Here is a 16,010-nt window from a genome sequence, read left to right on the forward strand (position 1 = left end):
CTCCTTTATGGTGTGCCGGTGGCAGCTGACAGTGCCGCCGCCAGGCTGTCGACAATGGAAGGATCAACCACCATGCCATCACTCAAGCGCAGCTGTCCGGATGTAACTACCCGGTCCCCCGCTTGCAGTCCGCTACTAATTTCTACAAACCCTTCGGCACGTTCACCGGTTGCAACCGCAACGCGTTTTACCTGCGAAGCACCATTGTTTTCTGTCACCACAAAAACAGTTTCACCGTACGCAGTAAAGGTTATTGCCGTTTCCGGAATCATCAAGGGCGAGTTTCCGGCTTCACGAATTACATTAATGTGCGCGAACATACCGGCGCGCAACCTGCCTTGCGGGTTATCAACACGAGCTTGAACCTGCACCATGCGCGAGCGATTAATTAAAGGATCAATCGCGGTAATAACCGCTGGAAAAATATCTTCCGGCCAAACGTCTATCCGCAATTCCACGTTCATCCCCGCCGCCAATGTGGCGATGCTCTGTTCATCGAGTGAAAAATTAACGTTCAATGAACTGTCATCGACCAGGCTGACAATCGCCTCGCCGGGGTTGATATATTGCCCTTCATGCATCTGACGAATGCCTGTAACACCTTTGAAAGGTGCACGAATACTTTTACGGTCAAGCAGCGCGCGTGCTTGCGCAACTGCCGCCACCGCCATATCGCGCTCCGCAGCGGTTTGCTCCAGCTGCTCGCGGGTTGCAACCCGGGTTTTATGCAATGACGCTGTGCGTTGGTACAAAGACTCGGCATTACTGGCATGCGCCTGCAAGCGTAGTAAATCCGCCTGCTCGACCGCATCATTCAACCGCACCAGTAACTGCCCCGCCTCTACGGCAGCGCCGGATGAAAACTCAATAGCACTCACCTGGCCGGAAGCCTCCGCAGAAATATTTACCTGACGCACCGCCTCCAATTCCCCCACACCGGAAAAATAGCGGGTCAACTCACGCGGCTCGACCACAGCCGTGGCCACCTTGACGGCAGGCCAGGCAAACCCGGCATCATCGGCTGTGGTTTTTTGATTCCACAAAACCGCAACCATAACCGCCAGAACAACAATGCCGATTGGCAAAAGACGCTTTACTGAAATACTGTTTTTCATAAAACATCGCTTCTGCTGGATGACATAAAAAAAGTAACCAGCAATATTCTCGCCACCCACCACAAACCATTGCTGGCCGTAACCTCGTCAACCAAGCGCAACATAGGCATCCACTCTCCACACAGAAATTGACTAACAGAAGGGAAATCGACCAGGCAAAAAACTCGGGCTCTCTTGCCAAACCGAAGGGGATGCACTATAAAACCTCAACATTACTTGAGGTCAATAGCCATGACGAAAGAAAAAATAGCGCCCGCCCTGCGGGAGCTGACCGTGGGAGAAGTGTCCAAGCGAAGCGGAGTGGCGGTGTCAACCATCCACTTTTACGAAGCCAAAGGGCTGATAGAGAGCACACGTAACGCCGGCAACCAACGACGCTTTCCGCCGGTGGTGTTACGCTACATATCTATTATCAAGGTTGCGCAGAGAACCGGCATTCCGCTGGAAGAAATTGGCAAAACATTAAAGCGCTTTCCGAACAAGAACAAATTAACCGCCGCCCAGTGGAAAACACTGTCATCGCAATGGCGTAAGGACTTGAACGATCGCATTGAAAAGCTGACCCGGCTCAGAGATGAACTGGACAGTTGTATTGGCTGCGGGTGCCTCTCACTGAAAGATTGTCCACTGAGAAACCCGGATGATATTTTGGGGAAGAATGGCAGTGGCCCTCAAATACTGGAACGTACCGAGGGCCGTAAATCGCGGCAGAATTAAATTTTGTAAGCCTGTCTGGCCAGCAGTTTCCATTCACCGTCTACCTGCTGCCAAACCAGCAACACGCCGATTTTTACATTGCCCGGCTTGCCGCTATCGTTGGTTTCAGCAATCAGGTTATGACGAACAACGGCCACATCATCAGAAACCGTGATTTTTTGTTCCTGCAAATCGATTTTTACAAAGTCGGATGCGCCGCTGGTCAAACCTTCAATAAACTCCTGCTGCGTTTCCACCCGCCCACTGGAATGGCCGTAATCGAGCTGGCTGTGGGTAACGCTTTTCAGGGTTGCGGCATCGGCCTGCACCATGGCTTCTGTCAAGCGCTCTACCTGCTTTCCTACCGCCGCCGGCGACGCCCAAACGATGTTGGCCGACAAACATAAAGCAGCAAACCAGTAACCTTTTTTCATTATCTTATCTCTCCAATTACAGTTCTTTTGGTTGATGTACCGCGCGCAACATTCAGCTTCGGTTCATGGATGATGCCACAGACTGAGCCTGCCAGTCATTGATGGAGAGCGCTCATGAAAACATTTGCTGTCGGTTTTATCACCATCTGCTGCGTCATGGTTACCGCCTGTGGCGGCGGAAGCGACCACCACGACGCGCCGCCGATAAATTACACGCCGGAATTACGAGCCTTCGATATGCTCGACAGCTATGACGTGGACACCGCCTTCTCCTCCGCGCCGCTGGCACTCAACCCTTACCTTTATCATGGCTTGTTCGAAGTCTACTGGGAGGTGCGCAGCCGCGAAGATTATCGCGCCAGTGTACGCATTAACGACGTGCCGGATATCATTGGCAGCCAACTGGTTCACTCGGAAATTTGCGGCCCCGGCTTGTGGTGCGACCAGGCAGGCAGCCTGATGTGCGACTACGGCGCTGACCTGACCATGAGTTGTTCCACCTCGGGTGGCCGCACCTCAATTGATTATCTCTTCCGTACCATCCCGGATCAGCTCTATATGATTCTGCAAATTTGCGACCTGAACTCGCCCTACTGTGAATATTCCTATTACCCGGTATGGATGGAGTAATCGCCCCCGGCCTGCTGCGCGATGCCCCACCTTGTCAGCAATCATCGCTGGCAAGGCACAAGAGCATTGATTTACGCGGCAGGTAATGCGATTATTCGCAAATAATTCCCATTAGCATTAATGAGCAATTATTCACCAGAACCCAAGCCCCAGAGGAAGAAAAGATGAAAGTATTGAAAATCGCTGCTGCCCTGATCATGAGTTTCAGCCTGGCATCTGTTGCCCTTGCAGAAGAGCGCGTAGGCCACTTCAAAGGCAAGGAATCCAATACCCTTGCAGAAGCGGTAGCCAACTTCAATGAAACCAACAAGCAACTCGAAGCTCTGCTGGCCGGTGAAGTAAACAACAACGACATCGCCGCCGTACACCAGGCCACCTACACCTTGGAAAAAGCGCTGGAAAAAATCCACAGCGAACTGGGCACGCTGGCCGAAACCCTGGAAGAAGTTCACTTGGCTTCTGAAAAATTCAACCGTGACGGCGTAAAAACCAATGGCGACAAATACATTGCGGTTGTAAAAGAATTGAACAAACTGGGCGACAGCAAGTAATTCACTGCGCCGGGTAATACCGAAGAGGGCATAAAAAGTCGCAAAACAGGGTTGACAATAACCCCGTACCGCGACAAAATACGCGCCCTCGACTATGGCTAGATAGCTCAGCTGGTTAGAGCACAGCACTCATAATGCTGGGGTCGGCGGTTCAAGTCCGCCTCTAGCTACCATATTCAGAAAGGGTTTGCAGGTTAGCGCTTGCAAACCTTTTTTTATTTTAGTCACACAAAAGTCACACACCTGCTTTACTCCAAATCCCTCCTTCCTATATCGGTACCAACTCCCTGACCTGCGCCATGTAATCCGGTGCAAGGTGTGCATAGCCCATTGTAATTTTCAGATCAGAATGCCTTATTATCCGCCGCAGCCCAACCACATAACCAACGCCCATAAAGAGGTGACTGGCGCATAAAATCAGAATGAAATACACTCGACTGCGATACACACTAGGTTGCAACAGAAATCAAAGCAGACAACTTGGTTCAGATAGCAACGGTATTCCCAGAATACGAAGCATGGCTTTTTACCGGTAAGGAATTCCCGAGCGAAGGCCAAATAAGTCCTATGACAAAAATCGCTCAGAGTGAATTAGGAACACAAGGAAAGGGCTGATAGTTAGCGGCCAAGGCAGCTAACAGATGGCAGCTGGAGAAATAGATAGATCTAGGATTGTAAGGACTCATTACATGGCAAAGTTTTTAAATACCAGCGCAACAAATTATTTCCTTGAAGAACTAATAAAAAATGCAAGAGATCGCTTAATACTGATCAGTCCATTCTTAAAATTAAGTGACCGCATTAAAGAACTTCTGGAAGACAAAAACCGTTTAAAAATAGATGTTCGTATTGTTTATGGAAAAAGCGAGCTGCTGCCCGAAGAAATCAATTGGTTAAACAACCTCAGTTACATCCGCACAAGCTTCTGCAAAAATCTTCATGCAAAGTGCTATTTAAATGAAGAACTTTGCATAGTCACAAGTCTAAACCTCTACGAATTCAGCCAGATAAATAATAACGAAATGGGCGTATTAATGACCCGCACCGAAGACAATGAAATTTTCATGGAAGCCTACGAAGAGGCACAAAGAATAATAAGAATTAGCGAAGAAGTAAGAGTAAGTCTGGAAAGGGTCGATCAAAAAAACGAGCCAGAAGAAAATACGAAAGGCAAATTAACCACATCGAAGTTAGCAAAAAAGCTCGGAAAAAGTACGGACGAGCTATTAGAAGCACTCGTTCAAAAAGGCCATTTAAAAAGATACGGAGATAAAGTTGAGCTAACTGATTCAGGCAAAGCCCTAGGAGCCAGCCACATCAAAAAAAGTAGGTTTGGATCTTATTTTATTTGGCCTGAAGATTGTCACTTAGATTAGAAAAGGAATTAGAAATTGAAAAATAATATTTCAGAAAAAATAAAATCCGAAGTAAAAGATCTTCATCCACTTTTAGAAAAAATTTTCAAAAAAATGGAAGGCGTGAAAAATGTAGAGTACACACATGGCACTCTAGAATTTGGCGCGGATTTCATATTATCAAAAAAAGATGAACTTCTAGATGATATAGATTACATAGGCGTTATAGTAAAAAAAAATAAAATCAGCCAAAGTTCGCATGACGTAAGCAGACAGATAGATGAATGCCTCAACGTTGATAGAGTAATAAGAGGCAATAAAACTATAAATTTAAATGAAATATGGGTCATAACAGCAGAAGGCATCAGCGCCAACGCTAAAGTCACTTTCGCGAAAAAATACGCCACTGCGAAACTGAAATTTATAGATGGAAGCAAACTTGCAGACTTGATAGAAAAGTATACACCCAACTACTGGGAAAATTTACCTCTTCATGTTTCCGAGTATCTAGCATCACTAAAAGAAAAAATAAAAATAATAGAGGCAAACTCAAGTTTTAATTTAGCAAACATGGAGGGTTACGAGATACAACAAACTTTGATAAAAAAAGAAAATTCAGCCTACAAAAAAAGTAGCAACGTTGTTATAGCCAGAAAATCAAGAACCGGCATACACGACATAATAGAGAAACAAGGCACATGCATGATCGAAGGATCGATGGGGTCAGGAAAGTCTAATTTATTAAGAAAAACAGCACTAAGCTTTTGTGACAACAACAAATATATCAAAGAAAATACATTACCTATTCTAACCACATTTAAAGAACTTGAAGAAAATAATGAAGGCTCTTTAAAAAACCTTCTTTCAGAAACAAAAGAAAAAAACAACCTATCAGAAATAGAATGCAAATATCTGATAATGATAGATGGCCTAGACGAAGCCAATCTTACATCTCAACAAAGATTAGAAAGAATTAATGAAATCACGAAAGAAGCAAATGCACTAAACAACATAAAAGTAATTTTAGCAGGAAGAAAAATAGACGAAAAAATTGACTCTGAAAAATGGAATTCTTGCCTGCGAACTTATGAAATGGCGCCTCTATCTATAAAGAGCATTTTAACCCTTATACAGAATGCCTGCAAAGGAGTAAATCTAGCTTCAAGAGTTGCAAGTGACCTAAATAACTCCAATATATTCAGAATGCTCCCCAGAACACCAATAGCAGCCATTTTACTTACCAAGTTAATTCAAGAGAACCAACAAGACATCCCATCAAACCTAACTGAACTTTATTCAAAATATACAGAGTTGTCTTTAGGGCGATGGGATTTAAATCACAAAGATCGATCAGCGAATCCCAAAGAATACCAACCGACAAACACTATAATTAAAATAATAGCGAAATTCTTTGTAGAAAATCAACTCACATGCATAAGCATTGATGAAGCAAAAGGTTTTTTTAAAGAATATGTAGAAGAAAGAAATCTAGGAGTTTCCTCTGAGACATTATTTAATAGACTAATTGAGCGTTGCGATCTTGTAACAATTAACGATCAAAAATCTACATTTAGTTTTCGTCACAGAACATTTATGGAATACTTTTATGCCCAATCAATGTCTAAAGAAAAAATGCCTTTAACAGAAAACTCTTTCGACCTGTATTGGTCAACAATAATATATTTTTGGATTGGACTTGCAAGAGACTGCCCCGAAACAATCAGAGAAATTACAGAGATAAAGCCAATCTCAAGCCCTCTAAAATTTCTGAAATTTATTAATTTCGGAAACATTCTAATGGCGGCAAACCAAACGAAATACTCTGAAATTACAAATAGCATACGATCTGTATTTCTAGAGGCAGCAAAGAGCTTCACCGAGGGAAGAAAAGGCGATACCGTCGAGACGCTATCAAGGCTCTCGGAGATGCAACTGCTTTGCTTTTATAGGCACATAATGTGTGATAGTTATGGCTACGATTTTTTTAAAACTGCAATTGAAGCTTCCATGATAGAAATAGAAGATGACACATCAATATCACTAGAGGAAAGATGCGGAGCTTTATTCTTGCTAAATACCGTTTACTTGACAATAGGCGGCGAAGATATATTTGATAACATGATAGAAAAATTTGGCGCTAACATTCCATTGAGCATACAGCTAGCAATTCAACATGAGTGTTCAATGGCGAGAATTTCTGGGGGAGAACTAAGTAAGCTTCACAGAAATATTAAGAAGATGTTCTCCAAACTAGGAGCGAAGCAGATGCTATCCGATCTGTACGAAAAACCTATTCGAATCATTAAGCAAAAAGCGATAAACAAGTCGCAACAGGGTCATTAATCCAGCTCTCATAATGCTGGTATCGGCGGTTCAAGTTCGTCTCTAGTCACCATATTCAGAAAGGGTTTGCAGATGACTTTTTTGCAAGCCTTTTTTATTTTGTGACTCAAAAGCCACTTAGAATTTCTCCTAAGACTCTCCCACCTGCATGCCCCCTCAACCCCATCAAAAAGCAGATGCATTGTTTCCTTTCCTTATTCAAACAAAAACATTAACTGAATATTTCCAGATTAATTTTGAATAAAAACACTTGTCGCTTATTTCCTTATTTTTGTCTGTTTTTCGATCATGAAATATGACGAATTTGTTACGGATCGCAGCGAAAATGTCGCCTATTCGCTCCCGCTATATGTGGAAAGGGGCGGCAGGTTAGTAGCTGCCAACTTGATTTTCATTTTCAGTCAATTTCAATCAAGCCACTTTCTATTTTCTACAAAATATTCAATCTGCAAGAACCTTTTGTCTCCTGAATTCGTGTTATGGCGTGTAATATTTCTTTAAGCGGGGTGTTTTTTTGATCTAAATACAGGCAGAATGCTCACGCTTTCGTCTAAAACCACATTTATTGATGCTTTAGACGACACACTTGAGGGTGCGAAGCGCCGTAGAGAATTTTCGTAGTCCTATGCTGCCCTGCATTATCCGCCCCGAAAAACATGGTTATTCGTTCGTTGTTTTCTGAAGACCTTTGTAAGCCCGCCCCCTTTGCTCTACGAGCAGGCGCGCCGAACATTGTTTTGCCCACACCACATTAGCCAGATTTTTAAATGGAATCCTGGCGACATCTCCCTGGAAGGATTGCCCGGTTAAGGCGTCTGGAACAACACTAAAAGTGCGATAGTTTTCGCCCAACCCTTGATGGCTGTGCAGGCTTTGCTGTGCGCCGGAATCGTGTTATTGAACGAAGGTTTTCATGCTCAAACTTTTTTTACCGATTTTTTTATCGGCATTGCTTGTTGCCTGTGGTGGTGGCGGTGGTGGAAGCAGTAAAGGTACGTCTCCTGCGCTTACACCGGTCAGCTCAGCCAGTCATTCATCGGTCAGTTCCCTTAATTCATCATCAGCAAGCTCTGTCAGCCTGTCATCAAGCAGTTCGTCTGCGCCGGCGAAACCGGCAGAAACTAATGTGCAAATTCCCCAGGGCGTTTACGCCGTTCGTGGCAACAACGCGGCAACCTTGTATTGGGAAAAACCCGCAGGCTCGCTTGGCTACAATATTTATGTGGCCTCCGAAGCCGATATTGCGCCTGACAATATTGATAAATTTATTAACGGGCGAGCCATCAAAAATGTGCAGCCACCTTACACAGTTACCGACCTCGCCAACGGCAAACAATGGTATCTGGTAGTGACTTCTGTAAACCTTTTTGGTGAGAGTTTACCGGGACAGGAAATTCGGGCTGTGCCCTCTGACCTTGACCCGGCACTGGAGCCAACGCCGCAGGAAGTTTTGGTGGTAGAGTTGATTAACCGTGCGCGCGCCAACCCCAAAGCCGAGGCGGAGTTTTATAGCATTGGCCTTAACGACGACATTGACGATGCAAGCATCAACGAAGACAGCAAACAGCCATTGGCATTGAACACCATGCTGCAAAGCGCCGCACGGGAACATTCCCGGTGGATGCTGGCCAACAATATTTTCTCTCACACCGGCATTGGCGGAAGCACGCCATCAGAGCGCAGCAAGATTGCCGGTTATGTTTTGAGAACACCCTGGCGCACCGGAGAAAATATTTCAGTGATTGGCCCGGCCAATGAGGATCATTCCGGTTTGACTGCCGTGGCGGTGAGACATCATCAAAATTTATTCAAATCAGCTGGGCATCGCAAAAATATTCTTAATGGCGATTTCCGCAATATTGGTGTTGGCCAACGTGTAGGAAATTATACGTTCAGCAGCGGCACTACCTATTACTCATCCATGTTGACTGAGTCTTATGCGAAAAGTGGTAGCGAATATTTTCTTACCGGCGTCGCTTACGAGGATATTAACAACAACGATTTTTACGATGTTGGCGAAGCGATGAGCGATATCACGCTGGAAATTGATGGGCAGTTTTATCAGGTTTTCTCCAGTGGCGCTTACAGCATACCTCTGGCTGGCGGTAGTTACACCATCACCATTCATGGTGATGCGCCCGGCTTGCCAGTGCAACATGCCGTGATTATTGGCGAACAAAACGTGAAGCTGGATGTGGTAAAAACCCAACAAGGTATTGTTATTCGCTAATCACCCGCTTCACCACCTCCAACACCAATGAAGAAGGCTCGGGGTTATAAATCCCGGGCCTTTTTTATTTGGAAACACATCAGCGCCTTCTCTTAAGCGCCCCCAAACTGCTAAAGCGATATTCGCTTTCTATTGCCGCACCGCCCGCGCCAATAGCCGCCCTGACGCACCGCCTGCCATTTTTACTCGCACGACTTGTATACAAGAACCTTTTTAAAGACCTATAATGACTTAAAATGATCGAATATGGTCGTTTTGCACTAAATAGATCAATTTTTACCTGAGAGCCAAAGGCACTTCTGTTGCTGGCTTGCCGTATTTGACGCCAAAGTTAACAAAAAAGATAAAACCAACCCAAAGGAATACGTCATGTGTACGCTGATAAAACATCTAACCCTGTACCTCCTTTTATGCTGCACCGCTGCAATAGCGGTGGCTGATGAACCTGACGAGATGCGACCGGAGTTTGTGCTCACCCATGTGGCTTCGCGGGATACTATTGATCTTTCCGGTGAGTGGGTTTATTCAAAAGATTTATACCGGACCGGTTTGACCGATATCAATGGCTGGGTGGCCAAGTCGCGGATGCAGCGCTACCGCGATATCAATGTGGAAGCAGAAGAAAAGAAAGACCCCAACTCCTTTTATGAATTTGATATGCAACGCGGCCCCACCATGGAAATTCCCAATGCCTGGAATTCGGTGTTGCCGGAGCTGCGATATTATGTGGGCGTTATCTGGTTTCAAAAGGAATTTGATATCAAGCCGCAAAAAGACCGCAGAGCATTTATCCATTTTGAAGCGGCCAATTACAGAGCTCACGTTTTCGTAAACGGTCAAAAGGCCGGTGAACACAGTGGCGGATTTACTCCGTTTGCTTTTGAAATTACCGACATTATCCGCAAAGGCAAGAATCAGATCACTGTCGCCGTAGACAGCTTCCATGATGCGGAAAGTATTCCCGGTTCGATTACCGACTGGGATTTGTACGGCGGCATTACCCGCACCCCTCGCATTGTATTTACGCCCTCTACATTTATTGATGATGCCTATTTACAGCTGGATCAAAACGGCAAAATGATTGGCGAAGTTCGTCTTAACGGCGATAAAAAATCCAATCAACGTATTGAGGTAGAAATTGCCGGCACCAACAAGAAAATATCCGTCACCACGGATGCGCACGGCAAAGCGAGCATAGCAACCGATGCGCCTGATAACCTGAAACGCTGGTCACCCGAAGACCCGCATCTTTACAAAGTAAGATTCAAATCACGCACCGATAACCTGGATGAAAAAATCGGCTTTAGGACGATTAAAACCCGCGGTCATGAAATATTGCTGAATGACAAACCGGTTTTTCTGGCAGGTATTTCCATGCACGAAGAAGAAATTGGTGAAAACCCGTCGCGCAATATGACCGAAGCTGCCATTCGAAAACTTTTTAGCGAGGTCAAGCAAGGCTTGAATGGCAATTATATTCGCCTCTCTCACTATCCGCATTCCGAACTGGCGTCACGCATTGCCGATGAGATGGGTATTCTGCTATGGAGTGAGATTCCTGTTTACTGGTCAATCGACTTTCTTAACGAGCGGGTGCTCAATAATGCCAAGCGTATGATGGGCGAGAATATTTATCGCGACCGGAATCGTGCTTCTATTATTATCTGGAGTATCGCCAACGAAACACCGGTAGCCGATGACAGAAATCTATTTTTACAAAACCTCGCTCGCAGTGTTCGCAATATGGACCCATCCCGATTGATCAGTGCAGCTTTGCTGGTTGAGCGCAAGGATACCGAAAAGGGCATTGAGATCAGTATTAATGACCCGCTGACAAATAGCCTGGATATTCTGGCGGTTAATACCTACAACGGCTGGTACGGTGACGACAAGCTGGATGATCTGGCCGGAATTATCTGGCATACACCGGACAACAGACCGGTGATTCTTTCCGAGTTTGGTGCAGATGCCATGGCGGGTGTTCACGCGGAAGGCGCACCCTTTAAATTTTCAGAAGAGTATCAGGCAGAGTATTATCGCCAGACATTGCGCATGGCAGATAACATTGCCAACCTGTCTGGCATGTCGCCGTGGATTTTGAAAGATTTTCGCTCGCCACGCCGGGAACACCCTGTTTATCAGAATGGCTGGAACCGCAAAGGTTTGATATCGGAGACCGGCGTTCGCAAGCAGTCATTTGATGTGATGGCGGAGTACTACAAAAAGCGGCAATCAACGCAGCATTGATTTTCAACTCCCTCAAAAAGTGAAGCCCACCCCTGGTGAGCTTCACTTTTTTATCTTCCCCATTCAGCCGTAGATAACCGACCGGCTTCGTATTTTGGCGGCGGCGATTTTCAGACATACCAACGCCAGCAACATGTCCACCAGCCAGACCTGCACCAGCGACGTCCAGGGTACGGAGTTGCCGAGCAAGGTATCGCGCACAATAACGTGTTGCCCGATGACCGGCACCCAGTAAAACCACTCGGCAAATGCCGACGGTTTGAAAAGCAGGTAAAAAGTAGCTGCCATGGGGAGAAAAATCATCAGACTGGTGTAGGTTTGTGCATCCTTGAACGAGCGGGCAAATAGCGATATTAAAATTTGCATGGCGGTCGCCAGCGCCATCAGGGGAATAAATGCGCAGAGGATAATCAGCCACCCTGAAATACGCGAATCAACCCGCACACCGAGATCGCTGAATGGCAAAACCCGTAAGGTTATGGCGAGCAAAATAATGATCACGCTGGTAATCATAAAGGTAATCAGAAATGAGGTTAGCCATTTACCCGGAATCAATGCACCGGAGCGAACCGGCGTAATGAGCAAAGCTTCCAGTGATCGCCGCTCGCGCTCTCCCGCCGTCATATCCGCAGAAAAACCAATGCCGGCAATAAAAACCGCGAGCACCAGCATCATTGGAATAGAGCCAAGAATATAGATACTCATTTGTTGTTCGGAGGCGATGTTGTGTTCGGTCAATTGCACCGGCGTTGCTACCCCGACACTGACCCCGCGCGCCAATAAATGCACAGCGGATTCCCGTGCATTAAAGCTGTATACCATGTTGCGCACCTGGTTCAGTTTTTGGTGCACGTCCTGTTTGGAGGCGTCATAGACCAGCATTAGCTGCGCGGGTTTTGCCTGTGTTATTGCTTCGTCAACATCATCAGGAACAATCAATACATAGTCATGCTCACTGGCCGCAAGATGATTGATGGTTTCTTTTTCAACGGAGGTAATGTTTGCGCCCTGCTCCACCAGCCATTGCTTGAGCGCCGGGTAAGCTTCGGCGTTATAAACCGGCACAGGAAAAGTGGCGATACCGGCCACCTTGTCATTTTTTTGCAGATTGAGAATAAAGAAGAAGCTGAGCAAAAACATACCGACAAAATAAATGGCGGGCATCCAGGCCAGTTTCATCGCCCGCTTGTCGCGCCAGGCGTCGGTCCATTCTTTACGGAAAACAGTCCACAACATGGTTCGATTGTGCTTATTAAACATGCGCATGGCCCTCGCGTTGAGAGAGCGAAATAAAAGCATCTTCCAGGTTATTGAAACCGGTGTTCTCCAGAATCTGTTGCACACTGCCCTGCGCTACCAGATGACCGTTGGCAATCACCACCAGGTTGTCACAGAGTTTTTCTACTTCATGCATCAGGTGGCTGGAAAAAACCACACAGCGGCCTTCGTCCCGTAAATCCAGCAACAGTTTTCGCACCGCCCGGGTGGTAATAACGTCCAACCCGTTGGTCGGTTCATCCAGCAGGATATGTTGCGGCTGATGCACAATCGCACGCGCCAGCGCGGTTTTCATACGCTCGCCCAACGAGAAGCCATCGGCCCGACGGTGGGCAATTTCCTGCATGCCCAATACATTGATTAAACGATCAGCCTGGTGTTGGCATTCTGTTTCAGGCAAACCTTGCAGACGGGCAAAGTAGAGAATATTTTCGCGGGCAGTCAGGCGCTTGTACAAACCTGTGTCATCCGGCAACACACCGGTGACTTTTCTGGCTTCGGTTGGTTGGCTGGAAATATCGTAATCGTTCAGGGTAATGCGCCCGTCATCAACCGGTAGCAAGCCGTAAATGCAGCGCATCAGCGTGGTTTTACCCGCGCCATTCAAACCCAGCAAACCGGTGATTTCACCATCACGAAACCTACAGGACACCTGATTCAGTGCAGCAACCTTGCCGAACGTTTTGCTGACGTTATCAATGTTTATCATGTGAGGCCTCCATTGCCGCAGGCATAATGACCGGCTCGTTTGCCGCCGGCGCTATGCTCAGGTAAGGCTGAAACGGCGCAATATTATTGACGCAGGTGGTGTCCATATCCTGCACCGAAGCTGATTGAATAAACAACGTCATTAATTGACGAACACAGCCCTCGCCACTGACAAAATGATGACCACCGGGCACGACAATGTGCCGACTTTGCGATAAATTTTCTTTTACACTTTCACCCCAGCGCGGCGGTGTTACCGGGTCGCGGTCACCGGAAAGAATCAACACCGGCACATCACTCACAACCGGTTGATAATAGCTGTCAGGCAATTCGGCTTTCGGCCAGAACGCACACGCCTGCCCCATAAAACGGATGGAGGAATTAACCTCCTGCCCTGCCTCCGGCGCCTGGTAATCTTCATTACACAGCACCGTGTAGTGCATACCGTAACTGATGCCGGTGAAGTCCTGATCGTTCATCACCAGCAGCGCGCCAGCCAGCGGTTGATAACGTTGTTCAATCGCTTCGTGAATGAAAAATGGTAACAACCGGGCGAGATCACGCGAGTACATGGACATACGCACCAGCCCTTCCAGCTTCACCGGATCAATCTGCAAACTGGTGCTATGAGCGGTACGCGGGTGATTAACGTCTACGGTTACTGCGCTACCCGCCAAACGCTCGAGCAGTGCTTGATAGTGGTTTTGAATATCGCCGTAGCGTTGCTGACAGGCTTCATGGCCGTGGCATTGTTCAGCGATGAGAGCAAGTGCGCGCTGATTATCGACTAGCCAGGATTTGGACAAGTCCATGCCGGCCGGTGCCACGCCGTCGAGAATAACGGAACGCACCTGTTGCGGGTAAGCGCGCAGATAACTGAGCGCAACTCGCGTGCCGTAGGACACGCCCCATAAATTCAGCTTTTCGTAACCCAGCGTTTGGCGAACCACTTCCATATCGTCAATAGCAAATGCCGTTACATAATAAGGCGCTACCGCCGCATGGCTTTCGGCACATTGCTGCAACTGATCGAGAAATTGTTGGTGTTGCTGTTCGCTGGAAAGATGATTGTCCGGTGTTTCCCCCAATTCACATTCCAGCGGTGATGATTTTCCGGTGCCGCGCTGATCAACAAAAATAAGATCGCGCTGTTTGCGCACATCCGCAAACAGCCAGGGGAAATCTTTCGCCAGTTTGATAGCCGATTGGCCGGGGCCGCCGGAGATAATCATTAACGGGTCTGCCGCCGCCCGCAAGGTGACAGCAGGCAGCCGCAATACATGCAGATCAATCATCCGGCTATTGTTGTCGGCAGGGTTTTCCCGCACCGCAATCACGCCACACTGCTGCCCTTTAACAATAGGAAAATACCAATCGTCATCCGCTGCGCGGCAGTTGTCTTCATGAAGGGGCGTTTGAAGGGTTGCGGTAGTGCTACTTTGCTTTTCGCAACCGGCAATCAATAGCATTGAACACAGGCTGACAAGCAGTCTGACTTTTCCATGAGGCATAGAGCGCGTCCTTTGTGCGGTGTCGTTATCGTTATAACCAGCCAAAATAAATAATCGTAACGCCGGAGATCACGTTGTTCAGAGCGTGCAGAATAATCGGCACCCATAGTGATCCGGTTCTTTCACGGGCGAGGCCAAGAATAATCGAAAATATAAATAAAATTATCAGCAACAAAACCCCGTACTGGCCAATATGCAGCGCGGTAAAAATGGACGAGGTTAAAACCAGCGTGCCGGAAAGCCCCAGCCGGGTCTGACGCCAGGCCGCAAATAAATAGCCCCGGAATACCAGCTCTTCCAATACCGGCGCGAATATGGCGATGGCAATAAACGCAAGAAAGCTTTTGCTGCTGGCCAGTTGCTGTAAAAACTCGCTGACTTCCACCGTAAAAATAAACTGCAATACATGCTGAACCACCATGTAAATCGCCAGCACTATGCCCCAGTAATAAAGCCAGTTGCGGTGAAAGGGACGCAGCGCCAGGGTTTGTTGCCAGGGTTGATGTTTAAAGTTGGAGGCCATTAATACAAAGGGAATTATCACTAACGCCTGCAAAATATAAGACGCGCCCATACCTTGCGGGGATGACAAATGGGCGCTGATCATTGCTTCCATTGCTGCGCCTTCCGGTGCTGCCAAACCCTCGGCAGCCGCTTGCACACCCAGGTAAATGCCGAACCCCATTAAATAAAGAAAAATAGCCACCACCGACAACAGCAAAAATGCACACAGCCAGATAATGGAAGCGCCCACGGTGGGCACTGGCGGGTGTGCATCCTCTGGTGGTGATGACGGTGTTGACTGTTCACGGGGTGGCGGTAAATCGGTGGGGCTCATGCTGGCTTTCCTTATGGAATACGTATTTTGATTCTATCAAAAATACCTGTAACGCATTGCGTTTCAACAGGCAT

Annotated in this window: 13 protein-coding genes and 1 tRNA gene; 8 read left to right on the plus strand and 6 right to left on the minus strand. The window is 47.0% G+C overall.

Going from position 1 to position 16,010, the window contains the following annotated elements:
• Positions 1 to 5: 5 nt before the first annotated feature.
• Positions 6 to 1,115 carry an efflux RND transporter periplasmic adaptor subunit gene (locus C4F51_RS16400; RefSeq protein ID WP_193911639.1) on the minus strand — a complete coding sequence of 370 codons (1,110 nt, stop codon included), beginning with the start codon at positions 1,113 to 1,115 and terminating at the stop codon, positions 6 to 8.
• Positions 1,116 to 1,346: 231 nt separating this feature from the next.
• On the opposite strand from C4F51_RS16400, the gene soxR reads away from it, so the two are divergent.
• The gene (gene soxR, locus C4F51_RS16405) at positions 1,347 to 1,832 is read left to right on the plus strand and encodes a redox-sensitive transcriptional activator SoxR (protein WP_193911641.1); all 486 of its coding nucleotides are present in this window, start codon (positions 1,347 to 1,349) and stop codon (positions 1,830 to 1,832) included.
• Here soxR and C4F51_RS16410 read toward each other — a convergent pair.
• On the minus strand, positions 1,829 to 2,245 hold the full coding sequence (locus C4F51_RS16410; RefSeq protein ID WP_193911644.1) for a nuclear transport factor 2 family protein: 417 nt from the start codon (positions 2,243 to 2,245) through the stop codon (positions 1,829 to 1,831). The genes soxR and C4F51_RS16410 overlap by 4 nt on opposite strands.
• Before the next feature lie 114 nt (positions 2,246 to 2,359).
• On the opposite strand from C4F51_RS16410, the gene C4F51_RS16415 reads away from it, so the two are divergent.
• From C4F51_RS16415 to C4F51_RS16445, 7 genes are all read left to right on the plus strand, one after another.
• Positions 2,360 to 2,875 carry a hypothetical protein gene (locus C4F51_RS16415; protein WP_235992353.1) on the plus strand — a complete coding sequence of 172 codons (516 nt, stop codon included), beginning with the start codon at positions 2,360 to 2,362 and terminating at the stop codon, positions 2,873 to 2,875.
• A 164-nt stretch (positions 2,876 to 3,039) separates the two neighbouring features.
• Positions 3,040 to 3,426, plus strand: coding sequence for a DUF6746 family protein (locus C4F51_RS16420; RefSeq protein WP_193911646.1), 387 nt, complete (start codon positions 3,040 to 3,042; stop codon positions 3,424 to 3,426).
• 96 nt (positions 3,427 to 3,522) lie between these two features.
• Positions 3,523 to 3,599, plus strand: a tRNA-Met gene (locus C4F51_RS16425).
• 516 nt (positions 3,600 to 4,115) lie between these two features.
• The gene (locus C4F51_RS16430) at positions 4,116 to 4,802 is read left to right on the plus strand and encodes a phospholipase D family protein (protein ID WP_193911648.1); all 687 of its coding nucleotides are present in this window, start codon (positions 4,116 to 4,118) and stop codon (positions 4,800 to 4,802) included.
• 15 nt (positions 4,803 to 4,817) lie between these two features.
• Entirely contained in the window at positions 4,818 to 7,124 is a 2,307-nt protein-coding gene (locus tag C4F51_RS16435) for a restriction endonuclease (RefSeq protein WP_193911650.1), read from the plus strand.
• A gap of 913 nt (positions 7,125 to 8,037) precedes the next feature.
• Entirely contained in the window at positions 8,038 to 9,354 is a 1,317-nt protein-coding gene (locus C4F51_RS16440) for a CAP domain-containing protein (protein ID WP_193911652.1), read from the plus strand.
• A 432-nt stretch (positions 9,355 to 9,786) separates the two neighbouring features.
• A complete protein-coding gene (locus C4F51_RS16445; RefSeq protein ID WP_202987711.1) occupies positions 9,787 to 11,601 on the plus strand; it encodes a glycoside hydrolase family 2 protein in 1,815 nt (604 codons plus the stop codon).
• Positions 11,602 to 11,664: 63 nt separating this feature from the next.
• Here the strand turns inward: C4F51_RS16445 and C4F51_RS16450 are convergent, their stop codons facing one another.
• From C4F51_RS16450 to C4F51_RS16465, 4 genes are read right to left on the minus strand one after another with little or no spacing between them, the layout of a single operon-like run.
• The gene (locus C4F51_RS16450; RefSeq protein WP_193911654.1) at positions 11,665 to 12,837 is read right to left on the minus strand and encodes an ABC transporter permease; all 1,173 of its coding nucleotides are present in this window, start codon (positions 12,835 to 12,837) and stop codon (positions 11,665 to 11,667) included.
• 16 nt (positions 12,838 to 12,853) lie between these two features.
• On the minus strand, positions 12,854 to 13,588 hold the full coding sequence (locus C4F51_RS16455) for an ABC transporter ATP-binding protein (RefSeq protein ID WP_193911656.1): 735 nt from the start codon (positions 13,586 to 13,588) through the stop codon (positions 12,854 to 12,856).
• Entirely contained in the window at positions 13,575 to 15,098 is a 1,524-nt protein-coding gene (locus C4F51_RS16460) for an alpha/beta hydrolase (RefSeq protein ID WP_193911659.1), read from the minus strand. Before C4F51_RS16460 ends, C4F51_RS16455 begins: the two co-directional genes overlap by 14 nt.
• Positions 15,099 to 15,129: 31 nt before the next feature.
• Positions 15,130 to 15,936 carry a CPBP family intramembrane glutamic endopeptidase gene (locus C4F51_RS16465; protein ID WP_193911661.1) on the minus strand — a complete coding sequence of 269 codons (807 nt, stop codon included), beginning with the start codon at positions 15,934 to 15,936 and terminating at the stop codon, positions 15,130 to 15,132.
• Positions 15,937 to 16,010: the final 74 nt, after the last annotated feature.

It is taken from the genome of Cellvibrio polysaccharolyticus (genome assembly GCF_015182315.1).
GTDB lineage: Bacteria > Pseudomonadota > Gammaproteobacteria > Pseudomonadales > Cellvibrionaceae > Cellvibrio > Cellvibrio polysaccharolyticus.